This is a genomic window from Rhizorhabdus dicambivorans (genome assembly GCF_002355275.1).
GTDB classification, from domain to species: Bacteria; Pseudomonadota; Alphaproteobacteria; order Sphingomonadales; family Sphingomonadaceae; genus Rhizorhabdus; species Rhizorhabdus dicambivorans.
In genome coordinates this window covers 3,520,464-3,543,741 of record NZ_CP023449.1, presented here as the reverse complement: position 1 = coordinate 3,543,741, position 23,278 = coordinate 3,520,464, and the positions used below count along the sequence as shown (strand labels likewise).

Sequence of the window (23,278 nt, the reverse complement as noted above, 5' to 3'; positions counted from 1 at the left end):
GTGGCCGCGGCCTAAGCTCGCGGCATCAGTCGAGGAGAGGAGAGCGGGATGGGCAGGATGATCAGGCTGGGCATTTTGGGTGCCAGCGCCAATCCGTTTGCCTGGGCCAGCGCGGCACATATCCCGGCGCTCCGCTCGTTGCCTGAATATGAGCTGGTCGCGGTCGCCTCGCGCAACCAGGAGAATGCCGATGCTGCGGCCGCCAAACATGGCATCCCGCGCGCCTATGGCGACTATCACCAGATGCTGGCCCAGCCCGATCTCGACATGATCATCGTCAGCACCAGCTCGGCGCATCATCATGAGTTCGTGATGCCGGCGATCGCGGCGGGTAAGCATGTCTTCTGCGAATGGCCGTTCGGCACCAGCATGCAGCAGGCGGTCGAGATGCGGGACGCCGCGAAGGCGCGGGGCGTGCGCTCGCTGGTCGGGCTGCAGAACCGCTGCGCGCCGATTGTTGCCTTCGTGCGCGACCTGATCGGGCAAGGCTATGTCGGCACGCTCTGGTCGGTCAACTTCGATCGTGCCAACGACCAGACCGCGCGCATGTCGGTCAGCCAAGCCTATGTCGATTTCCTCGAACATGCCAATGCGGGCCTCAGGATCATGGGCGGCCACGCGCTCGACACGCTCGCTGCCTATGTCGGCGAGTTCGCCGATCTCCAAGCCTATATGGAGATCGGCATGAAGGAGATCCGCATCGACACCGGCGCGGTGGTACCGATGACGCACCGCGACCATATCCTGGTGCAGGGGCGGCTGGAAAATGGCGCGGTCGCATCGGTCGTGATGAAGCAGAATTCGCCGACCTATAAGCCCTTCCATCTGGAGATCAGCGGATCGAAGGGCGCGATCATCATCACCACCGATGGCGATCTCGATCCCAGCGAGCGGCATCCGGGCGTGCCCAACGATTATCTGATCTACGGCACCGATCGGCTCGGCGGGTCCTTCGAGCCGCTAGCCATTCCGGCGCGCTATCGCACGGCGCCGGACGATACGCCGGACACCCAGCCGCTCAATGTCGCACAGATGTATCAGGATTTCGCCCGGGCGCTGTTCGAAGACCGGCCCGGCCCTCTCGATTTCGATCACGGCGTGCTACGGCACGAGCAGCTCGCGACGATCGAGCGCGCCGCCGCCAGCGGTGAGCGCCAGCCCTTCGTTCAGATCTGAGGCGGACCAATGACGCCGCTGATCATCGAGATACGCGGCAATGAGGGCATGCCGCGCGCGCTCGCACCGAATGTACCGATCACGCCTGACGAGATCGTCGCGGACATGCGCGCCTGCGCGGCAGCGGGGGCGAGCGTCTATCATTGGCATGCGCGCGATCCCGTCAGCAACAGGCCGGTCGACGACATCCAGTCTTTCATCGCGGTAGCCGGCGCGATCCGCGAAAGCTCGGACATCATCCTGAAGCCGACGCTCGGCTTCAACCGCGACAGTGCTGCCGCGCGGATGGCGCATATCGATGCGATGGTGGCCGCCGATCGTTCCTATGTCGACATAGTCCCGATCGACAATTTCACGGCCAACGCCGATTATTGGGACAATGCGAGCGCCCGGTTCAAGACCACCGACGCGATCTACGCCAACACGCGCGGCCATGTGATGGACGTGATCGCCCATGCCAACGCGCTGGGTGTGCCCTTCACCCTCGCCTGCCCCGACATCGGTGCGATCCGCACCGGCCTGCGCTATCGCGACATGGGCCTGTTGCCCAGGGCGATCCATTGGGAGCTTGTGTTCAGCGGCGCTGTGCTGCCAATCGCCGCCGCGCCGGGCATCGCCGCGCTGCAGGCCCTGGTGGCGGCCCTGCCGCCGGGGGAGGGCTGGTCGGTATTCTGCACGGGCGGCGATCTGCTGCCGCTCGCCGGCACCATAATGCTGATGGGAGGGCATATCGCCATCGGTCTCGGCGATTGCGAACAGAGTCGCTTTGGTGCGCCAACCAATGCCGATCTGGTCGGCCGGGTGTGTCAACTGGCGGAGATCGCCGGCCGGCCTGTCGCCTCGACTGCCGAGGCGCGCCGCATGCTCGGGCTGGGCACGCAATGCCGATAGAAGGCTAAAAAGCAAAAGCCTTTGCCGTTGGGCGCTTTCCGGCCCGGACCTATGCTTCGCCTGTTCGACAAGACAGGAACGGGGAGGATTTCGTGACGCAGGTGATCGAGACGATGGATGTGCCCGAGCATGTGCCGCCCGAGCTGATCCATGACTTCGATCTGCATCGGGACCCGACGCTCGATCATGATCTGCACGACGGCTATATTGGCCTGCACGGTGCCGCGCCGCCGCTTTTCTATACCCGCCGCAACGGTGGCCACTGGATCGCCACCGGCCACGATGTCGTGCGCGAGATGATGCTGTCGCCGAAGATATTCTCCAGCACTGGCATCGCCGTCCCAGCGCCGCCGCCTGAGCTGGCCGTGCCCTTTCCGCCACTTGATATGGACGATCCCGACCATCGCAAGATCCGGGCACTGCTCAACAAATTCCTGGCGCCATCGGTGGTACGCCGCATGGAAAGCACCATCCGCGATTATGCGCGCGAGCTGATCCGCGACATCGTCGCCCAGGGCTCGGCCTGCGAATATGTGGAGCAATTCTCGTCGCGCCTGCCGGTCGGCATCTGGATGGCGATCATGAACATGGATTTCTCGCGGCGGCGGGAGATCATCAACTGGGTCCATGTCATCATCGGTCATTATTCCGCGGGTGACCGGGGCAAGGTGATGGAGGAGCTCTACGCCTATCAGGGCACGCTCGCCGACGAACGCGCGATTCATCCGGGCGATGACCCGATCAGCTTCCTGCTGAACGCCGAGGTAGACGGAAAGCGGCTGTCGCGGCAGATGGTGCTCGACATCTGTAACCTGCTGTTCACCGCAGGGCTCGACACCGTCACCAACGCGCTGACCTTCATCACCCGGTTCCTTGCAGAAAATCCGGCGCATCAGCAACAGCTCCGCGATGATCCGGCGAAGATCCCGCAGGCTATCGAGGAGATGCTGCGGCGCTTTTCCTTCGTTCTGACCGGGCGGCGGGTGATGGAGGATGTGGTGCTCGGCGGCGTGCAGCTGCGCAAGGGCGATCATGTGCTGGGTGCGCTACCCTCGGCGAGCAACGACCCGGGGCAATGGCCCGATCCGATGAAGGTCGATTTCGATCGCGACGCGCGCGGGCATTTCGCTTTCAACACAGGCCCGCATGCCTGCGCGGGTATCCATCTTGCACGGCTGGAGCTGCGGGTCTGCCTGGAGGAGTGGCTGGCCGCGATTCCCGCGTTCCGCACCGCGCCTGGCTATGTGGCGGTGGTGCGCAAGAGCCAGACCATGGGAATCGACAATCTCGATCTTGTCTGGTGATCTCGAAGATCCGACGCCGCCGACCGGTCAGCACGGTCGCCGAGCGATGCCATTCTGCCCACGGGAAGCCTCACTTTCCTGCCAATACCGCGAGCAGGGTGTGGGCTGGTCGCCGCGCCGATCGTCATGATGCCGGCCTATGCGCATCAACCCGCCGCAGCAACTTCCTGTCACGGCGCGCCAGGCGGGGCAGAGCAGCGCGAGCTCGCGAAATCCGCACGTTGCACCGGCAATTGTTCCGCGGTCGAGTGGATATCGCCTGCTTGTCCGTTCCTTTCATCGCCCGTCCGGCGCTGGCGCCCACCGCAAGCATATCTTCGCTGCCACGCACCGTCCTGGATTTCGACACGCCGCCTCCGCGTTGATTCGATCGGCGTGAACTGGGCCGCTCCGCGGTTCTCGATGATCGAACAAGGGTGAGCCGATGGCGCTCGCCAACGGCCTGTGCCGATATTACAGGATAGATTCATGACCCATATGACGATGAGGCGACGCGGCGTGCTGCGCGCCGGCGCCGCCGGGCTGCTGGGCCTCGGCGTCCAGTCGATATTTCCCGCCTGGGCGCATAGCGGATCGCACGGCCTGCGCGCAGAGCTGCCCACACTCACCGGACAGGATATCCGGCTGCGGATCGCCCATGACATGTTCAAGGTCGGCGGGCGTGCCGGCCATGCGATCACGATCAATGGCGTGCTGCCCGCGCCCCTGATCCGTCTGCGCGAGGGACAGAATGTCCGGTTGCATGTCGAGAATGCCCTTGATGAGGACACATCGATCCACTGGCACGGGCTGATCCTGCCTTTCCATATGGACGGCGTGCCGGGCATCAGCTTCCCGGGCATCAAGCCGGGTACGACCTTTACCTATGAGTTCCCCGTCAAGCAGTCGGGTACATATTGGTATCATTCGCATTCGGGGCTGCAGGAGCAGATCGGCCATTATGGCCCGCTGGTCATCGATCCGGCGGGTGCCGAGCCGGCGCCTTATGATCGCGAGCATGTGATCGTCCTGTCGGACTGGACCTTCCTGCACCCGCATCAGGTGATGGTGAAGCTCAAGCAGAAGGGCGGCTATTTCAACCGGCAGAAGCAAACCCTGCTCGACGGTACCATGACCGCGGCCGAGCGGGCGAACTGGGGCAGGATGCGGATGGATCCGGCCGATATCGCCGATGTCAACGGATCGACCTACAGCTTCCTGATCAACGGCCATGGCCCGGCGGAGAACTGGACCGGGCTGTTCCGGCCCGGCGAACGCGTGCGGCTGCGCTTCATCAACGCGTCGGCCATGACGATCTTCAACATCCGCATCCCCGGCTTGCCGATGACGGTCGTCCAGGCCGACGGGCAGCATGTCCGTCCGGTCGAGACCGACGAGTTCCAGATATCGGTCGCCGAGACCTATGACGTGATCGTCACGCCCACTGCCGACCAGGCCTTTGCGCTGATCGCCGAGACGATCGACCGCTCCGGGATGGCGCGGGCGACGCTGGCTCCCCGGCTGGGGATGGTCGCGCCGGTGCCTGCGCTGCGCCCGCGTCCGACCTTGTCGATGCGCGACATGGGCATGGGCGGCATGGATATGGGCGGCGGCGGAACCTGCGCACCTGAACATGCCGCCATGGGCCACTGCACGCCGGGCCAGCCCGCGGCGGCAATGCAGCACAGCATGCGCGACAAGGCATCGGTCCCGGCCAGCGTCGATGTCGGCGTGGGCGTCGATATGATCGCGCCGATGCCGGTCGATCGTACCGGGGATCGGCCGCTCGGGCTCGAGAAAGAGCCGCATCGCGTGCTGACCTATCATGATCTGGCGCCGCTGGTGCCATTTCACGATACGCGTCCGCCCGCGCGAAGCGTCGATATCCACCTCACCGGCAATATGGAGCGGTTCATGTGGTCGCTCGACGGCCGGAAGATGAACGAAGGTGCCGAGCCGATCCGCTTCGAGCGCAATGAACGGGTGCGGGTGAACCTCATCAACAATTCGATGATGAACCATCCGATCCACATCCATGGGCATTTCTTCGAACTGGTGACCGGCCAGGCGCACGGCCATCCGGTCAAGCATACGGTGAACGTGATGCCGGGGGGCAAGGCGAGTTTCGACCTGACGGCTGACGCACCGGGCGATTGGGCCTTCCACTGCCATCTGCTGTATCACATGCACGCCGGGATGATGAACGTCGTGAAGGTGCGACCGCTCGACGATGGAGGCGCGGCATGATCCGCACCCTCTTCGCGGCGAGCCTGCTCGCCGCCGCCACGCCTGCCGCTGCCCAGCATGCCGATCATACGGGGCACACGGGCCATATGGGCCATGCGATGCCGGCGTCGGACGCCGCGCCGAGTTGTACGCCCGAACATGCGGCGATGGGCCATTGCAAGCCTGCGCCCGCAGCCGCCGCGCCGGTGCGGCCCGCCGTTGATCCGTCCTGCCCGCCAGAACATGCCGCGATGGGCCATTGTGAACCCACCGCCCCATCTTCGTCAGGCGCCGTCCCCACGCCGCCGGCGCCACCTTCGGCCGGGCCGTCTGCCGCGGCGTCGAGCGGTCCCGAATATGCCGCCGATGGGGTATGGGGAGCGGATGTGATGGCTCCGGTTCGCAAGGCCGTCTACACCGAACATGGCGCCTTCCGCGGCAGCAAGCTGTTGATCGACCGGCTCGAACACCGTTCGGTGGACGGCCGTGACGGATATGCCTGGGAAGGCGAAGGCTGGTATGGCGGGGATTACGACCGCCTCTGGGTCAAGACGGAGGGCGAGGGCGGCTTCGGTGGCGCGATCGAGTCGGCCGAGGTCCAGGCCTTGTGGAGCCGGGCGATCGGCCCTTGGTTCAACCTGCAGACCGGCCTGCGCTATGATTTCCGGCCCAGGCCCGACCGGGCGCATCTGGCTATGGGGGTTCAGGGCCTCGCGCCTTATTGGTTCGAGGTCGATGTCGCAGCCTTCCTGTCCGACCGCGGTGACCTGACCGCGCGGCTGGAGGCCGAATATGATCAGCGGATCACCAACCGGCTGATCCTTCAGCCGAGTGCCGAGATCGAGCTGTCGGCGCAGAACGTGCCGTCGGTCGGCATCAGTGCGGGGCTGTCCACGATCGAGGCGGGATTGCGGCTGCGCTACGAGGTCGTACCCGAATTCGCGCCCTATCTGGGGCTCGAATATGAGCGTGCCTTCGGCAAGACTGCCGATAGCAGGCGGGCGGATGGTGAGAAGGCCGATAGCCTGGCTTTCGTCATCGGTCTGCGCGCCTGGTTCTGATCGGACGATATGGTTCGCTGGCGGACACTCTGGCGGAGTGCCGGGGTGTCCGCCGGTGACATGGAACGGGGTCTCCTTCGACCTCCATGGCTTAACGTCCGGACGGCCGAATTTCGCCAGCAAGTGGCGTTGAATTGTTCGCCTCGGATCGTATCGTTCAGACAAGCAATAAGGCGCTTGGTGTTCGCAGAACGCGATCGGAAACCGAGTGTGGCCATGCGGAGCGGCTCACATCCACAACCAGCACGGGACAGCGATCTTCGAAGGCGTGAGCATAATTTTCTCGCACAGTTCTGCGGCGTCGAGCTTGGACTTTTCCAGCAGTTCATGGTTCTGCTGGTTTACGTTCTAGGCTGTGGTGACGATTTAATCATTTGAGCCACAGCATGATGCTGGCGAGTTTAACGAAGCCGAGGAAGTTTCTGGCAATTTTGTCGTAGCGTGTGGCGATGCGCCGCCACTGCTTGAGCTTTGCGAAGAAGCCCTCGATGCCCCAGCGCTGCTTGTAGGCAATGCGATCATAGTGGTGCTGATATTTGCGATGGCGGCGAGGCGGAATGATCGGCTCGCCGCCTTGCTCGTAGATGAGGTCATGCAAGCTGTCGGCGTCGTAGGCACGATCCGCCAGCACTCTTTCAGCTGGAATGCCTCGGATCAGATCGCAGGCCGGTGCCATGTCGTTTTGCTGTCCAGGGCCGAGGATGAAGCGGATCGGCAAGCCAAGGGCATCGACTACGGCGTGGATTTTGGTGCCAAACCCGCCTCTGGATCGCCCAAGAGCCTGGGCTTGAGCGCCCCCCTTTTTACCCTTGCCCCAGCCGCTTGGGCTTGAGCGCGGATCACCGTCGCATCGATTGCCAGCCATTCAATATCGGGATCATCCGACACGGCTTCGAATATCCGGTCGATCACCCCCTGCTCGACCCAACGATAATAGCGCCGCTTGGCGGTCTGGTAGGGGCCGAACCTCTCTGGAAGATCGCGCCAGCGACCGCCTGAACGCGCCAGCCACAAAAGGGCATTTAGAAAGCGACGGCCGTCGCTGCGTGGGCCTCTCCGTCCCTTGCGACCACCCGGCACGAACTCTCGCAGACGGTCCCATTGATCGTCTCGAAGAACCTCGCCTTCCACACCAGCCTCCAAAAGCCAGCGTTGAATCAGAAACCTTCGTCGGCGTAAATCCCTAAAATGTCACTACAGCCTAGCGTGAATCGGGGGCGCGTGCGTCCCGGCCCGAGCCCCGCCGGTTGTGGCGCTGATCCTGGGAATCGTCGCGGCGCCGCCCGAGGGGATTGGGCTTGTGCTCGGCGTGGACCGGTTTCTCGACATGTGCCGCACAGCGCTCAATGTACGGGAGATCCCGCGGCCGCAGTGGTGATCTTGCGCGGCGAGCCATGAGCAGTACCTGCACAAGAGTCGTAAGCGCGCCCAGGCTTTCCCAAATCCTTGACAGAGCGGGGGCTCGGCTGCTTAGAGGCCCTCCGGCGCCGGACGGGACAGCCGTTTGAGAAGCGCCGCGCTTTCTGCAAGTAGGTGTGATGGCTAAGCGCAAGAAACCTGAGGCGGGCGATCTGGCCCGGGCCGCGATACTTAAGGCTGCCGAGAAGCATTGCGCAGAACGTGGTCTGAGACCGTCGTCCGTTCGCGCGATCGCTACCGCGGCCAATGTGAATTCGGCCATGCTCGGCTATTATTTTGGTCCCAAGGAGACATTACTTCGCGAGGTGGTGTCCACCGCCGCGCAGAAGATTTGCGCCTGGCGTCTGGCGGCGCTGGAAAAATCGCTCGCGCGACACGGCGGCCTGATTCCGACCGCCGAGACGATCCGCATTTACGCTGAGCCGTTCCTGCTTGAAAACCATCCGCTGGCGAAAACCGTCAAAATTTACCTACGGGTTGTCGGCGAAGCGATGGCCGAACCGGATGAAGGTTTCTCCAGATATATGCATGGGGAATTCCTCGACAGCCACCTCCGGTTCTGCGCTGAAATCGCTCGATCGACGCCGAGCATCCCAGCCGACAGGATCGCTTACCGTTATCATATGATGGTCGGCGCCATGGTGGCACTATGCGCCGGCCGCGAGTGGGCGGGCAGTGGGCCCCTGTTCAGCCAACCGGTCGCTACGGGCGGGGCCGATGAGGCGCTGATTCAATTCAGCCAGGAATGGGCCCAGATATTTGCCTTGTCGTCCTAAGGCGGGAAAATGCTTCGCCAGCAGGGCAGGGACAAGTTCATCGGCTGAACTGATTGGAGCTCCCGAAGATATCGGCTCCCTCCAGCTGGAACGCTACGCCGATATATTCGCAACGAGCAACGATCCCCTCACCGACATCACCGAACTTGAGCGCATCAAGTTCATCATGAACGGCTGCCGTATCCATAAACGACGCCGACTTATGGGGCTCGGCCAAGCCGGTGAGCCGGTTCTGGATCGATGATGGCCAAGCGCAAAAGCGGACTTGACAATTAAGGCGAGTGCGTTAATTTGTCAAAATGATTGGACATATGCGATATTTTACGAAGTCCGGTCGTGACGAAGTTCAGTGTTTCGTGGGCTGTGGCGCCGTGGATCGGGCTCTTGCGGGCGACGTGCTCATATGAGCCGTCGGCGGTCAAACCTGCAAGGGGAGGCCACGCGGGTTGCGCTGCTCGAAACGGCTGAGGCACTTTTCGGCAGGTTCGGAATAGAAAGCGTGGGCACTCGACAAATCGGTGCGACGATCGGATCAAGCAATACGAATATCGTTACCTATTATTTTGGCACCAAGGACGCCCTCGTCGAGGAGATTATAAGATATCGTGGGCCGGCGATCGAGCGACGTCGTGCTGAACTATTTGAAATGGCACAAAAGCGAGGATCTGTGGGTCTCATGGACTTGCTCGACTGCCTTAATCGCCCGCTTCTCGAACAAACCAATGATGCAGGAGAGCGCTCCTACGCAGCGTTTCTAGCCAGCCTTTTGCGCGCCGATCGAGCAGATATTCGTCTCAACTTGGCGCAGGATTATCCTGTTTCGTCCGAGATCGGAGAGCTTCTGCGAAAGGCGCTCCCGACGCGCAGCGGCCAGGCGAAGATCGATAGATTGTTTATCGTTAGCGATATGATCTATTCGGCGCTTCACCTCATTGACCATCTCCGCTGCGGCCTCGGCGAAGCAGAAGAGATTTTCGTTGATGCACTCAATATGATGCACGCCGCGTTGATGGTTCAATCAAAGTAACAGAGCCGCATCTCCCATAAAGCCAGGAGGAGGAAAAGATCGTGCTGGATATGATGAAGGAGCTGGAGAAAACGCTCCATGTCCACAGTGAGGAGATTCCTTACATTCCTGCGGCTCCCGGCATGGAGATCCGCATCCTCCATGCGCGGGTAAAAGATGACTTTTACGTTACGCAGCTTCGCGCCCAGCCTGGATGTGTCTCAGGGCTTCATAAGCATCCCATCAATAAAGGAACTGGCGGCTTCACGTTGAGAGGCGCCTGGGGGCATGACCATCAATATCTTTATAGACCGGGCACCTACATTTTCGAGACACCTGGAGTGGTCCATCAGTTCCTTAACGGCCCTGAGGAAACCGAGGTGGTTTTCTTCGGCGATCTGGTGGCCGAGTTCGTCGATCCGGAAACGTTGCAGGTTATCGGCGTGGTGGACGGTCCTGCAGTTATAAACAGGTATTTGCAATATTGCGAGGAGAAGGGCGTAAGCGCCAGATTCCTGAATGATTCATGAGTCTTATGAGGCCAGCTCCAACTGTGGCTGGCCCCGAAAGGCGCTGTCGGCTTTGGCGGGCTTTGCGATTGTTGTTCCTTCAATTCTGTTCGCCGGCGCAGCCTCGCTCAAGCGCCTGACGAAATCGTCGTAACGGCTCAGCGCCGCGAGCAGACGAGCTTCAACATCATCTTCAGCCGTTCCGGCATGAACCGGCGGCGGCGATAAGGCCGGCCGTCTGCTTTTCATCGCCCACAGGGGCGCCATCACGTCGATAGCCAATCCGATCCGCTTTGAAAGCCCTGCCGCCTGAACCCAGCGCGCGCTGAGAAGGCGCGTCGATCATACCGCGTTTGACAATACTACACATCTGTGTAAGGCATGAGTCGTTATCACACAGCTGTGTAAAACCGAGAGGGGGAAAGATGCGTAAGCTCATCCGATCTGGCCTGATCATGGGGCTGCTGCTTGCCGCACCCGCACAGCTTTGGGCAAAGGATATTGCGGTTCACGCCGGACGTCTGATCGACGGAGTGTCGAAAGCGCCGCGTTCGAATATGACGATATTGATCCGGGACGATCGCATTATCTCGGTAACCCCGGGGTTCACTACGCCAGTGGGCGCCGAGGTGGTCGACCTTTCGCGGCTAACAGTGCTGCCAGGCTTGATCGACTGCCATGTGCATCTGTCCTTCGATTTGTTCACGGTGAAGCTGCCGCCGCAGCTGCAGATCGTCAAACGATCCAGCTATGATGAGTTGCTGACGGCGGTGGAAAGCGGCCGTAGGACGTTGATGGCGGGCTTCACTTCGGTCCGGGACGTGGCGGGCTACACACCGGCCATGGCGGCACTTAAAAACGCGGTGAAATCCGGCGGCATAACCGGTCCCCGGATGTGGATTTCGGGCACGCCGCTTGGTCCTACGGGAGGGCATAGCGATCTCAGCAACGGCTTCGATGCCCAGGTATCGAAGGCCGAATGGCGCGACGCGGTAATCGACGGCCCCGACGAGGCTGTGAAGTCGGTGCGCCAGCATCACAAGGGTGGGGCGGACGTTATCAAGATCACCATCTCGGGAGGCACGACGACCGAGGGTGACAATCCGCACGCGCAATTGATGAGCGACGCCGAAATTCAGGCTGTGGTGGATACCGCTCATGTTTTGGGCATGAAGGTCGCCGCGCATGTGCAGGCGCGCGGTGCGATCGGACGAGCCGCTGCGTTGGGAGTCGACACGATCGAACATGGCACCTTCGCGGATGCCGCCGACTACAACGAGATGAAGGCGAAAGGGGCCTGGTTCGTACCGACGCCGCTGGTTGCCAAGTTCAAGGCCGACGTGGCTCGATCGCGACCGGAGATGTTCAGTGCGTCGGCCGCCAGCAAGCTTCTGTCCATCGATCCGCTTCTGGAAAATCTGGGCCGGGCTCACAAGGCCGGCGTGAAGATCGCCTTCGGCACCGACGCCGGCGTCGTCCCGCATGGCCAGAATGCGCAGGGGTTCGCGCTTCTCGTACGCAGCGGCCTCACCCCGATGGAAGCGATCCAGACCGCCACGGCTTCGGCCGCTGAAGCGATCGGCGCTGCGGAAGATATCGGGACGATCCAGCCGGGGCGCTACGCCGATCTGGTTGCGACGGCGAACGATCCTCTTGCCGACATAACCGAGCTGGAGCGCATCAAATTCGTCATGAAGGGCGGATCGGTCGTGCGAGCGAACATCGCTCCCCAGCCATAGCCGATGTGGATCGGGGGAGCGCCCGGCGGGCATCTGCCCGGCGCGCCTACATCCGCGATGCTCAAGGAGAAAAGCAATGCCGTTTCTGTCCGTGGACGACGCCGACTTCTGGGGCCGCATCCCCAACGAGTTCCGGGCAATCCTCGACCAAGCGGGTGATGGCGAAGTGGGGGTGTCCTACTTCGAGCTCGGCCGCCGCGAGGACAATGCTCCAGCGGTAACCTGCCTGCGTATGGAGCCCGGCTTCGTGCTCCCTCGCCATGCCCACGACTGCCATCGCTTCGAGATCATCGTCAAGGGTAGCCTGACCGTGGAAGGGCGGGTCCTCAGGCCAGGATCGGTGATGATCTCGGAACCCGGCGTTGTTTACGGACCGGGTGTAGCCGGGCCGGAAGGGTGCACGACGTTCGAGATATTCTCGACCCATCATGGTTCGCACACAGCCTTGATCCCCACCGATACGGGAGAACTGGTGGAGTATGACGTCTGGACCCCCGAGGGAGCGAGGAAGATGGCGGAACATGCGCGCAAACAGGCGGCCGTTCTCGCCGAATGAAGTCTTTCGGTCGCATCCTTCCTGACGGAACCGGGCGGCCACATCCGAGCGAGTTATGGCGGCATGCGGAGCACCATCGATGCGGAGAATGACAAAATATATTCTGGCCGGATTGATCGTGGTCCTCGTGATTGCCGGGGGTTGGACCTGGTCCTTGCTCAACCACTACAATCATTTCGACACCGTCGTTTCCGACCGGGGCTTCGAATGTGCTCCGGTACCCGGGACGCAGGGCGGTGAGGACATAGCGGTCGACTGGAAGCACCGTCAGGCGTTCATCTCATCTGGGGGTCTCATCGGCGACCTCAGGCGATATGACATCGACCGGGGCGGCGAGGCCGTCAAACTGCTCCCGCCCGACATGCCCGTACCGACAGCATTCCGCGGACACGGCATATCGCTCTATGCGCCAGAAAAAGGACCGCGGAAACTATTCGCCGTCAATCATGGCGGAGGTCATGATCAGATAACGATCTTCGGCATTTCGCCGGAAGGGAAGCTCTCGCTGGAGGAAAATATCCGGGATGAGCTTTTATATGACGCCAACGACATCCAGGCGGTGGGTTCGCGGCAGTTTTACGTGGTCAATTCGACCCATCTGGGCGGCTCCCGCTACAAGAACCCCATCGGCGCGCTCCGCTTTCTGGGGGCAATGCCACCGGCAGCATCGTCTATTTCGATGGGCGGAAGTTTCGCACGGTCGCAGAGCCGATCACCCATGGGAATGGGATCTATCAGTCGCCCGATGGCAGCCGGATCTACGTCGCCCAGACGACAGCGAACAATGTCGCCGAGTATCGCCGCGATATCCGCTCCGGCGCGCTGAAGCTCGAGCGATATTATGACCTGCCGGGCTCGCCTGACAACATCAGTGTATCGCCGGATGGCGAAGTGTTCGTGGCGGCATTTCCACAATTCATGACCTTCGTGCTGGAAGCGGTATCACGCCGGGTCGACCTTCAGACCGGTGCCTTCCAAAATCCGGTGCCATCCCAGATCGTGAGGATCGATCCCAAGTCTGCGAAGCCGGTGAGCCGGTTCTGGATCGACGACGGCAAACGGATGGCCGGCGCCACAGTCGGAGTGCCGTTCGAGCGATCCGGCGGATCTTATCGTTTCTTCGTTTCGGGCTTCGGCCGAACCCTGATCTGCTCGCCCGTAAAACGGCCAATCTGACGGGATCGACCGGCGATTTCTCGTTGCAAATGACGCACAGGAAGGGGGGAATCCTATGATCGCGAATTGTCCAAAGGCTGGTTCAAATAGCCTCTTGCGGAAGGCGCTGGCGACATTGCTGGCCCATTCGGCAATTATCATGCCCTGTATTCCAGGCGCCAGCGCGGCCTACGGCCAGGAAACCAGCGAAATCGTGGTGACGGCCCAGCGGCGCGAGCAGGCGATCATCGACGTGCCTATCGCTGTCAGCGTGGTCAACGCGAAGCAGGTTGAAAATCTCAACCTTTCCACCTTCACCTCGGTCGCGCAGCAGACACCAAACTTCAACATCACCTATGCGCGCGGCAGCAATGCCACGCCCGATCTGACCATTCGCGGGATTCGCGGAGTGGCCTCCAACGGCCGCCTCAATGAAAGCTCGATCGCCGTCTATGTCGACGATGTATATCTGGGCGACGAGACGAGCCTTGCAGGCCAGATTTTCGATGTGGAGCGGGTCGAGGTGTTGCGCGGCCCACAAGGCACGCTGTTCGGCCGGAACACGACGGGTGGCCTCGTCCAGTTCGTGTCCGCTGTCCCCACATCAGAGTTCACCGGCAAGGCCAGCGCGCTATATGGATCAGACGACTGGGTCGCGCTCAACGCTGCCGTGAGCGGCCCGCTTGGCGATCATGTTCGGACACGGCTCGCCGGCCAGTTCGAACGGCATGATGGCCATCACAGGAATCTCGCCACCATCCCCGGCATCCGGAAGAAGCTGGCGGCGAAGAAGGTCTGGAGCATCCGCAGCACCACCGATTTCGACCTGGGCGATACTTCCAAGCTGCGCCTGCAGATAACCAAATCGGAAACAGACTCGGAATCCACGCCCAATTTCGGTTTCGGCGTATGGCGCGATGCTACGAAGGCGCTCTGCTCCCGCTCGGAAATCTTCGGTAGCAAATGTGTCGACGCCGTCGTGCTGAGCGGCCAGCCCCCACAAGGCAAATTCCATTCCGGGGATGCGATCACCGAATTGTCGCGCGACGAACTGGCGATCGTTCAGGGCCTGACGTCGGTTACCGCGAAGTTCGAAACGGAGCTGGGCGCGGCGTCACTGATCAACATCGCTAATTATTCGAAATTCCGGTCCCGGATCGGAATTGACGGTGATCAATCGACGTCGCCCAGTGCTCGTGCCGGTAGCAATGTCTATGTGCAGCTTAACAATCGTACCCGGCAATTCAGCGATGAACTGCGCATTCAGGGCGAGACCAACAGTTTGAACTGGGTGGTCGGGCTTTTCTATTATCAGGACCGAAAGACGAACGACAACTTCATCAACGTGCGGAACAATGCCGGTGCGACCCTTCAACGCATTCAATCCGTTGCCCGCGTTGACACGAAGTCCGGTGCAGTGTTCGGTCAGGCCGACTGGGAATTCGCGGATCGGTTCACGCTCTCGGCCGGCGCGCGCTACACCGTCGAGAACCGCGAACTCAAGATAGCCAACGCCACGCTGCTCAACGTTTTGCCGACGCAGAACGTGCTGGCTCGGGTCGGCGACCCGGATCCGGTCACAAAGGATATAACGGGCCGGTTGAGCCTGACCTGGGAGCCGACGAGCGATAACAGCATCTACGCCAGCTATTCTCGCGGCGCGAAGAGCGTCTCCTACAGCACCTTCTATTCCAACCCATCGCCCGCCGCCCTCGCTGCCAACGCCGCGTTGACCGGCCCGGTGGGGCAGGAACATGTGGATGCGTTTGAGATCGGCAGCAAAAACCGTTTCCTTGATCGTAGGCTGACGCTCAACGCCTCGGCCTTCTATTATATTTTCGACGGCAAGCAGGAACTGCTGAGCGTCGCGGACCTGAGCACCGGCGTGCCCATCTCCACCAGCCGTTTCCTGAACGTCGGAACAGCCGAAATTTATGGCGCGGAACTCGAACTGAGTTATGCGCCGAGCCGCCGATGGGATTTCTCCCTGTCGGGTGGCCTGCTGCACACCAAGATCACGGATACGCCCTTGATCCTGAGCAGTCCTCGGCTGGGTGTCATCCCGCTGGAAGGGCTACCGCTCCCCCAGACGCCGAAATGGAATATGAGCGCTACGCTGGCGCATCATATCCCGGTCGACGGAATGGGCGTGTTCACGCTCCAGGCCGAAGCACGCGCCCAAGCGAAGCAGAATTTCGTGTTGAACAACGATCCCATCGTGGATGTGCCATCCTACGGCCTCGTTAATTTCCGCGTCATGTGGGAATCCGAGGACCGGAAATACAACGCACAGCTGTTCGTGACCAACGCGTTCTCCAAGGATTACTTCGCCAATTTGAACGAGACTACCTTTTCGGCGGGATCTTTGATTGCGCAGACCGGCGAGCCTCGTCTCTGGGGCGCCAAAATCGGCGTATCCTTCTGATCCGAACACCGGTTTCTGCCATCCTCGACCGCCCCGACGGGGCGGCCGAAAGAGGGCGAATTAATCTGGGCGCTAGAGCGATCTACGATCCAATTGCATCCGATCTGTCGCCCTAGGTCATTGTTTTAACGTGATTTCCGAGTTGGCGGATGTTTCAGTCCGCTTGGAGATCGCTCCAAGGCGCCTGCGCCGAAAGGACACTCTATGTCATTGGGTCAAATGCTAACCGAGCTGATCGAGGGGCTTGTGGCCGGTGGGCCAGCTGAAGCGGTCGCCGTCATGCGCAAGCTGATCGGGGACCTTGAGGCCGCCGGAATAGGGAACAACGCCCTGAAAGCCGGCGACACCCTGCCCGATGCGACGCTTATCGATCCGTTCGGCGAGCCAGTAAGCATCGCCGAACTCGGCCGAAAGGGGCCAATGATCATCAATTTCTATCGAGGGGGATGGTGTCCGCTGTGCAACCTGGAGCTCAGGGCGTACCAGAACATACTCGGTGAGATCGAAGCAGCCGGCGCCCAGTTGATCGCGGTAAGCCCGCAAAATCCCGACGCTTCGCTTTCGACCGCCGAAAAAAACCAGCTGAAATTTCCGGTGCTGACCGATCCCGGCAATGGCTTTGCCAAAGCATTGGGTATCAGCTTCGAGCTTCCCGCAGACGTCATACAGGTTCACGAGCGATCCGGTACCGATCTTCCCGCGATCAATTCCGGTGCTGAATGGGTCCTTCCCATCCCCGCCGTCTACGTGGTGGACAGTGACGGGACGATTCTGCTCGCCCATGTCGATAGCGATTTTTCGACCCGGCTCGAACCGGCTGTGGCGCTTGCAGCGGTCAGGACGGCGTCACCAACTCACAGCTGATCCCGACAGGATGCGAAGGAGACCATTATGTCGCCAGCACGCAGGAAGCGCGAGTTCTTCTCCGCCAGAAACCTCGATGACCTCCCTGACGAGGCGAAGGGTGCGAAGGTCGAGAATGTGACGATCACCGGCTTCAAGACCGACGAAGAGCGGGACAGCCTGAGGCGCGGCAGCGCGCTGGTGGCGCGCCATATGAAGACGGCGTCGTTCGACTTCGAAGACACCGGCATGCACATCGGCATTTTCGAATGGGCGGCGGGACTCAGCACGCCCCTCCACAGCCATTCCGATGACTGCGTCTACTATGTCGAACGTGGATCGCTTCTGATGGGCAATCGGGAGATTGGCCCCGGCGAGGGCTTTTTGACCCGTAAGAACGAACCTTATGCCTTTGTGGTCGGGCCTGACGGCGCGCGGATCATTGAATTCACCACTGGCCCCCGAAGAGATGTGACCTTCCATGATCGTCTCATGACGGCGTGGGAAGAGCGCATGCAGCAAGCGGTCGCGAAGATCGAGGGGCAGGGGGATGGCCGCTGACGTGCAGGCCGAAGGGAAAGATTCGAGGCGGGGCTGGCTGGTCGCCGCAGGGGCGACGCTTGGCATCTCCGTAAGCGTCGGCCCCATACCGATATACACGATCGGCATGTTCGCGCCGATCCTGTCGGATGCGTTCGGTTGGAGCTTCGTCTCGCTTATGTCGGTGGTGGCGATCCAATCGGCCATCCTTGGCGTGACGGCCCCCGCGGCCGGAGTGCTGGTGGACCGATACGGCGCGCGGCCCGTAGGCCTCGTCTCGCTGGCGCTATTCGGTATCTGCTATGCGAGCCTTGCTTTCACCCCCGGCTCGATCTGGATCTTCTACCTGCAATGGGTGGTGATGACGATCGCAGGCCTTGGCACGCTGACGGTCACGTGGGCCCATGGCGTCACCGGCTGGTTCGACCGCAACCGCGGACTGGCGCTCGGCATCGCCAGCGCGGGGCCGGGGCTAACCGGCGTGATCATCAAGCCCCTTACCGCCTGGCTGCTGCAATCCTTTGGCTGGCAAACAGCGTTTTTGGCGATCGGCGCAATTCCCATCGTCATCGGCGTGCCGCTGGTCGCCCTGCTGTTTCGCGAAGCCTCCCCGACCATGGCTGCGGACCCCGCAATCACGGCTCCTGCGATTGTTTCGCGACCCGGGCTGACGGTTCGGCAAGCGGCATCCACCCGACAGTTCAGCGTGATGATCGTAGCGATCCTGCTCCTGTCCTTCGCCTTGACCGCGCCGCTGCCCAATCTGGAAAATATGTTGCGGTCGCTGAAGTTTGATCTTCCTACCGTGGCGCGGATCGCAGCGATGTTCGGTGGCGCCCTCATGGCCGGCCGCCTGATGGGGGGATGGTTGCTCGATCGATTATGGGCGCCGCTCTGCGGCATGATGATCTTCCTGCTGCCTGCCGCCGGAGGCCTTTTGCTGGCACGTCCGGTGGTAAGCGAATGGGAAGCGTGGGTGGGGGTAGCGGCTATCGGCTTTGGGACAGGCTTCGAACTCGATCTGATCGCATATCTGGTCAGCCGCTATTTCGGTCAGCGTCAGTTCGGCACTCTCTACGGCGGCTTCTTCGCCGTATCGATTATCGGTGGCGGACTGGGAACGGTCCTGTACGGCTATGCTTTCGATAAAAGCGGCACCTACTCGCTGATACTGCAGATCGGATCGGTTGCACTCGTCGCCGGCGGCGGACTGCTGTTGCTGCTGATGGGACCATATCCGAAATATTTCGAAAACGAGTTCGAGCGGTCGTGAGGCGCGGCATTGGCGACCGACGGCAGAAGCGGGTAATAAGCATGAGCGGCGGCAAGTTGGGCTATTCTCTCCAGAGCAAGATGCTGGTGGCCTTCGCGGTCGGCCTGACCGCCGGGCTTATCGTCCACGCCACCGCCGCCGATGCGGCATGGCTGAGGACGGTGACGATCTATATTACCCAACCGATCGGGCAGATATTCCTGCGCTTGTTGTTCATGCTGGTGATACCGCTGCTCTTCTCGGCACTGGTGATGGGCATCGCCGAGATGGGCGATCTTGGTTCGTTGAGGCGTATCGGCCTGAAGACGCTGCTATTCACCATCAGCATCTCTTGCATTGCCGTGCTGATCGCGCTTGCCGTGGTCAACCTATTCCGCCCGGGCGAAGGGGGCGATCCGGCGCTGGCTCAAGCGCTGCTTGCCAATGCCAGGGATGGCGCGCAGTCGATTTTGACAGGCGTGCGCGACAGGCCGGACGGAATGGCCGCGCTGGTCGGGATCGTGCCGTCCAACATAATCGCTGCTGCGGCCGCGAACGATATATTGGCGGTGATGTTCTTCGCCCTGTTCTTCGGCATCGGCATCGTCCTGGTACAGAGCCCAGCATCAGATCAGCTTGGCACCGTTATACAGGGCATGTTCGAGGTGACGATGCGGCTGATCGGGCTGGTGATCCGGCTGGCCCCCATTGCTGTCGCCTGCTTCATGTTCAACCTGGCGGCTTTGTTCGGCTGGGCATTGCTCGAGCGGCTCGGCGCCTATGTTGGCGTCGTGCTGCTGGCGCTCTCAGTCCACATGTTCCTGGTCTACCCGCTCATGGTGCGGGCCTTGGGCAAAATGTCGCCGCTCCATTTTTTCCGTCAGAGCCAGGAAGCGATGGTGATGGCCTTCTCGACCGCATCGTCGAATGCCACCCTGCCGACCTCGATCCGCGTCGCCGAGCACAAACTGCTGCTTCCGCCGCGTGTCGCGCGCTTTGTACTCACCATTGGATCGACGGCCAATCAGAATGGAACCGCGATCTTTGAAGGCGTGACTGTCCTATTCCTGGCGCAGTTCTTCGGAGTCGAGCTCGGGCTTTTCCAGCAGTTCGTCGTATTGTTGGTTTGCACGCTGGGCGGGATTGGGGCGGTGGGTGTGCCTGGAGGGTCATTGCCTGTGGTAGCGCTGGTCCTCGGCATGGTCGGGGTGCCTGCGGAGGGTGTCGGCCTCGTCCTGGGTGTCGACCGCTTTCTGGACATGTGCCGCACGGCGCTCAACGTGACAGGAGATCTCGTTGCGGCCGTGGTGATCTCACGCGGGGAAAGCGACGCGAGCGCCGACTTCGCACCACCATCCGCGGACCCTCTGCTAGCGCCGGTACCTTCGGGCGAGCGGTAAATCCGGGGGCCGTCGACAAGGTAACATCGCCAAAGCCGGCGCGGATTGTTGAGCAGTTGGTGCGGCCATTTGCGGCGATCCGACGTAACATCTGAACCAGAGGCATCCCGACCGGAATCAGCTCGTCGGCTATCTCTGCCTGAGCCTGAAAATGCTAAGACAGTCCCTCTGCCAATGGCTCGGTTCGATCGTTTGCCGCGATGTTGGTGCCAAGAGAGGACTCGAAAACTGCTATAGTGAGTTGAAATACAGTCATATTTTGGATGCCGCGAGCCGATACCCTCTTCGATGCCCTAAGATTTTTTGGCCATGAGGTTCGAGTCCCTTCGCCGATATTTTTGGCTGCCAGCTGTCCCGCTCCGCCATGATTCAAATGTCGCGCGGGCCTCCGATCCAACCACTGTCGCAGTGGCCGCTTGTTGCCGGCGCACGGTCATCTCTTACAGACGATCCGCATATTCCTGGATGCGCCCGACGATATAATGCAAGTGGATGCTGGCACTGCGCATGCGCTGGTCATCGAATGCTTCGTCGCGCTCGACCTCACTTATGTAGGAATTGTGATCTTGGCCGACAGGCCATCATAGAACGTACGGCGTGCCGCTAGGGGCTTGGCAATCGCCCGGCGGGACCGACGTCTAACGAAGTTCCACCTTCCATGCAATGTTATATTGTATCTTGCATCGGGTGGCGGTATGGACGTGGCTCGCCGTCACGACAGTATATGTCGGATGCGGTGATATATCGTTATCTAAAGGGCAATTTCATGCGGCTCTCCAGACTCCTTTGCTCCAGTTCGCTTCTTACGATGCTGATTTCGCCCGCCTGGGCCCAAAGCGATGCGAAGGACGGATATCATGGCGATCGGTCCTCCGACATCATCGTCACCGCCCCGTTCCAGCGTGATCGCCGCGATGTGTTGTCTGGTGTCGCGGTGCTGCAGGGTGAAGAGCTGACCCAGTCGGTTCGTCCGACGGTCGGCGAGACGATCGCCAAGACGCCGGGTGTGTCCGCCACCTCCTTCGGCCCCAACGCCTCGCGCCCCGTTCTCCGCGGGTTGCAGGGTGAGCGTGTCCGCGTTTTGACTGACGGCATCGGGTCCATCGACGTATCGAACACCAGCGTCGATCACGCCGTGGTGGTCAATCCGCTCCTCGCCGAGCGCATCGAGGTGCTGCGCGGTCCTGCGGCGCTGCTATATGGGTCCTCCGCGATCGGTGGCGTCGTCAACGTCATCGACACCCGCATTCCCCGCAGCATCCCGGACGAACCCGTGCATGTCGATGCCATGGCGAGCTATGGATCGGCGGCCAATGAGCGATCAGGCGGTGCCGCGATTGCCGTGCCGCTGGGCGACAAGTTCGTCGTCCATGCCGATGGCAGCTATCTGAAGACCGATGATCTGCGCATCGGCGGGCACGCGTTGACCCAGGCCGGCCGCGCCCAGGCGCTGGCGAGCAGCCTGTTGCCGCCCGATCCCGATGCCGATGACGAGGAGCCGATCGATTTCGCCGCGAATGCGGGAATCAAGGGCAAGCTGCCGAACAGCGCGTCGAAGACGTGGACCGCGGGCGTCGGCGCGGCGCTGATCACCGAGACGGGGCAGCTCGGCTTTGCCTATAGCCATTATGACAGCCTCTACGGCGTGCCGGTCCGCTATGCGACCCTGCCCGGACAGGAACAGGAAGCGCCGCGTATCGATCTCAAACAGAACCGGCTCGACTTCCGCGCCGAGGTTGAGACAGGCGGCTCGATCCTCAAGGCGATCAAGTCGCGGGCTGCCTATGCCTCCTATCGCCATTTCGAGCTCGAAGAGGACGGCTCGGTCGGCACAGCTTTCTACAATAAGGGCATGGAAGGCCGGATCGAGCTGGTTCAGGCCGATCATGGTGCTTGGAAGGGCGCTACTGGCGTCCAATATTACTCGCGCGATTTCAATGTGATCGGCGACGAGGCCTTTCTTCCGAAGAACTCGACGATGCAGATCGGCGTTTTTACCCTGCAGCAGCTCGATTATGGCGCGCTGAAGCTCGAGGCGGGTGGGCGCTACGAATATAGTTCGCTGGAAGCAAAGCCGATCAACCAGCCGCAATTCTTCGATGGCCGCCGCACGTTCGATGCGGTCTCGGGATCGATCGGAGCGTCCTACGGTTTCGCTGGCGATTGGCGTTTCGGTGTGAATCTTTCCCGCACCGTCCGCGCGCCCTCCGGCGAGGAGCTGTTCGCCAACGGGCCGCACGCCGGTACGCAGGCCTTCGAGATCGGCAATCCGGACTTCGCGAAGGAACGTTCCTATGGTGTCGAGGCGGTGCTGCGCGGTCGCGGCGCTGGCTACACACTGGAAGCCTCAGCCTATCACAGCTGGTTCTCCAATTACATCTATGAGGACCTGACCGGGGCGGTCGAGGATGGCCTTCCCGTCTACCAGTTCAACCAGGGCAAGACGCGCTTCTACGGTTTCGAGGTCCAGGGAACGCTCGACCTCGCCAAGTTCGGCGAAACGACGATCGTCGCCGATGCCTTGGCCGATTATGTCCACGCCAATATCGTCAATATCGGGCCGGTGCCGCGTATCCCACCACTGCGGCTGCTCGGCGGATTGACTGCGCGTTCGCCCAAGATTGACGGCCGCATCGAGGTCGAATGGACCGATCAGCAGCGGCGCGTCACTGCTTTCGAGACCCGAACCGACAGCTTCACCCTGGTCAACGCCGAGGTGAACATCCGTCCCTGGGGGAATGACCGCCCGCTCAGCTTTGCGCTTTCGGCCAACAACATCTTCGATGTGAATGCCCGCCGCCATGCCTCCTTCCTGAAGGATTTCGCACCGCTCGCGGGGCGCGATTTCCGCGTCACGGCGCGCGCCAGTTTCTAGGTCTCGGGTTAGCGCCCGCGCGTCACACATCGGAACTGCGCTCGCTCAGAGCTGCGCCAGCGGACCGTCAGGCCGCTGGATTAGCATGCGATAGCCCAACCTTAGCACGGCAGTTTCGACCAGTTCTGCGCTAGGAGCTGCCAGTC

21 protein-coding genes and 1 pseudogene are annotated in these 23,278 nt (G+C 61.4%); 19 read left to right on the top strand and 3 right to left on the bottom strand.

The genetic code is table 11. The features are described from left to right. The first annotated feature begins 48 nt into the window (after positions 1-48). The 5 genes from CMV14_RS16600 to CMV14_RS16580 all read left to right on the top strand — a co-directional run bounded on the left by CMV14_RS16600 (position 49) and on the right by CMV14_RS16580 (position 6,637). Positions 49-1,176, top strand: coding sequence for a Gfo/Idh/MocA family protein (locus CMV14_RS16600; protein ID WP_066969475.1), 1,128 nt, complete (start codon positions 49-51; stop codon positions 1,174-1,176). Positions 1,177-1,185: 9 nt separating this feature from the next. Beyond that, positions 1,186-2,067, top strand: a complete 882-nt coding sequence (locus tag CMV14_RS16595; protein WP_066969473.1) for a beta-keto acid cleavage family enzyme — start codon at positions 1,186-1,188, stop codon at positions 2,065-2,067. A 92-nt stretch (positions 2,068-2,159) separates the two neighbouring features. Beyond that, entirely contained in the window at positions 2,160-3,371 is a 1,212-nt protein-coding gene (locus CMV14_RS16590) for a cytochrome P450 (RefSeq protein ID WP_066969471.1), read from the top strand. A 468-nt stretch (positions 3,372-3,839) separates the two neighbouring features. Next, positions 3,840-5,597: a copper resistance system multicopper oxidase gene (locus CMV14_RS16585; protein ID WP_066969469.1), complete on the top strand. Its 1,758-nt coding sequence runs from the start codon at positions 3,840-3,842 to the stop codon at positions 5,595-5,597. Continuing rightward, positions 5,594-6,637 (top strand): copper resistance protein B, encoded by a 1,044-nt coding sequence (locus CMV14_RS16580; RefSeq protein ID WP_083216136.1) that lies wholly within the window; start codon positions 5,594-5,596, stop codon positions 6,635-6,637. The genes CMV14_RS16585 and CMV14_RS16580 overlap by 4 nt, the downstream gene beginning before the upstream one ends. A 370-nt stretch (positions 6,638-7,007) precedes the next feature. On the opposite strand, the gene CMV14_RS16575 is transcribed toward CMV14_RS16580, so the two are convergent. Continuing rightward, positions 7,008-7,768, bottom strand: a protein-coding gene (locus CMV14_RS16575) for an IS5 family transposase (protein ID WP_096367834.1) whose coding sequence is annotated in 2 segments (ribosomal slippage) — positions 7,008-7,444 and positions 7,444-7,768 — 762 coding nt in all. Because the reading frame shifts where the segments join, the coding sequence is not laid out codon by codon here. Between the two features lie 118 nt (positions 7,769-7,886). Here CMV14_RS16575 and CMV14_RS16570 point away from each other — a divergent pair. Beyond that, the gene (locus tag CMV14_RS16570) at positions 7,887-8,015 is read left to right on the top strand and encodes a cation:dicarboxylate symporter family transporter (protein ID WP_238147069.1); all 129 of its coding nucleotides are present in this window, start codon (positions 7,887-7,889) and stop codon (positions 8,013-8,015) included. A gap of 160 nt (positions 8,016-8,175) precedes the next feature. Further along, positions 8,176-8,832, top strand: coding sequence for a TetR/AcrR family transcriptional regulator (locus tag CMV14_RS16565; RefSeq protein ID WP_066965079.1), 657 nt, complete (start codon positions 8,176-8,178; stop codon positions 8,830-8,832). A gap of 37 nt (positions 8,833-8,869) precedes the next feature. Here the strand turns inward: CMV14_RS16565 and CMV14_RS26850 are convergent, their stop codons facing one another. Continuing rightward, entirely contained in the window at positions 8,870-9,019 is a 150-nt protein-coding gene (locus CMV14_RS26850; protein ID WP_176489080.1) for a hypothetical protein, read from the bottom strand. 216 nt (positions 9,020-9,235) lie between these two features. Here CMV14_RS26850 and CMV14_RS16560 point away from each other — a divergent pair, with 216 nt between their 5' ends. Beyond that, positions 9,236-9,859 carry a TetR/AcrR family transcriptional regulator gene (locus CMV14_RS16560; protein ID WP_066965082.1) on the top strand — a complete coding sequence of 208 codons (624 nt, stop codon included), beginning with the start codon at positions 9,236-9,238 and terminating at the stop codon, positions 9,857-9,859. Positions 9,860-9,909: 50 nt separating this feature from the next. Further along, on the top strand, positions 9,910-10,368 hold the full coding sequence (locus CMV14_RS16555; RefSeq protein WP_066965085.1) for a cupin domain-containing protein: 459 nt from the start codon (positions 9,910-9,912) through the stop codon (positions 10,366-10,368). Positions 10,369-10,371: 3 nt separating this feature from the next. Here the strand turns inward: CMV14_RS16555 and CMV14_RS26515 are convergent, their stop codons facing one another. Then, on the bottom strand, positions 10,372-10,629 hold the full coding sequence (locus CMV14_RS26515; protein ID WP_139114726.1) for a hypothetical protein: 258 nt from the start codon (positions 10,627-10,629) through the stop codon (positions 10,372-10,374). A 143-nt stretch (positions 10,630-10,772) separates the two neighbouring features. Between CMV14_RS26515 and CMV14_RS16550 the strand changes: the two genes are divergently transcribed. The 10 genes and pseudogenes from CMV14_RS16550 (at position 10,773) to CMV14_RS16510 (ending at position 23,132) form a co-directional block, all read left to right on the top strand. Continuing rightward, the gene (locus CMV14_RS16550; protein WP_066965089.1) at positions 10,773-12,086 is read left to right on the top strand and encodes an amidohydrolase family protein; all 1,314 of its coding nucleotides are present in this window, start codon (positions 10,773-10,775) and stop codon (positions 12,084-12,086) included. A gap of 76 nt (positions 12,087-12,162) precedes the next feature. Further along, positions 12,163-12,642 carry a cupin domain-containing protein gene (locus tag CMV14_RS16545; RefSeq protein ID WP_066965092.1) on the top strand — a complete coding sequence of 160 codons (480 nt, stop codon included), beginning with the start codon at positions 12,163-12,165 and terminating at the stop codon, positions 12,640-12,642. A gap of 55 nt (positions 12,643-12,697) precedes the next feature. Next, positions 12,698-13,180 (top strand): annotated as a pseudogene (locus CMV14_RS27725) (hypothetical protein); the annotation flags it as partial. A 128-nt stretch (positions 13,181-13,308) separates the two neighbouring features. Then, on the top strand, positions 13,309-13,818 hold the full coding sequence (locus CMV14_RS27720; RefSeq protein WP_096367775.1) for an SMP-30/gluconolactonase/LRE family protein: 510 nt from the start codon (positions 13,309-13,311) through the stop codon (positions 13,816-13,818). A 55-nt stretch (positions 13,819-13,873) separates the two neighbouring features. Beyond that, positions 13,874-16,222 (top strand): TonB-dependent receptor, encoded by a 2,349-nt coding sequence (locus tag CMV14_RS16535; RefSeq protein ID WP_083215925.1) that lies wholly within the window; start codon positions 13,874-13,876, stop codon positions 16,220-16,222. A 204-nt stretch (positions 16,223-16,426) separates the two neighbouring features. After that, positions 16,427-17,086: a peroxiredoxin-like family protein gene (locus CMV14_RS16530; RefSeq protein WP_066965113.1), complete on the top strand. Its 660-nt coding sequence runs from the start codon at positions 16,427-16,429 to the stop codon at positions 17,084-17,086. 117 nt (positions 17,087-17,203) lie between these two features. Beyond that, positions 17,204-17,626: a cupin domain-containing protein gene (locus CMV14_RS16525; RefSeq protein WP_141396745.1), complete on the top strand. Its 423-nt coding sequence runs from the start codon at positions 17,204-17,206 to the stop codon at positions 17,624-17,626. Further along, positions 17,616-18,878 (top strand): MFS transporter, encoded by a 1,263-nt coding sequence (locus tag CMV14_RS16520; protein WP_066965118.1) that lies wholly within the window; start codon positions 17,616-17,618, stop codon positions 18,876-18,878. Before CMV14_RS16525 ends, CMV14_RS16520 begins: the two co-directional genes overlap by 11 nt. Before the next feature lie 41 nt (positions 18,879-18,919). Continuing rightward, positions 18,920-20,257 carry a dicarboxylate/amino acid:cation symporter gene (locus CMV14_RS16515; protein WP_066965120.1) on the top strand — a complete coding sequence of 446 codons (1,338 nt, stop codon included), beginning with the start codon at positions 18,920-18,922 and terminating at the stop codon, positions 20,255-20,257. Between the two features lie 808 nt (positions 20,258-21,065). Further along, a complete protein-coding gene (locus CMV14_RS16510) occupies positions 21,066-23,132 on the top strand; it encodes a TonB-dependent receptor (RefSeq protein WP_238147066.1) in 2,067 nt (688 codons plus the stop codon). The last annotated feature ends 146 nt before the right edge of the window (positions 23,133-23,278 follow it).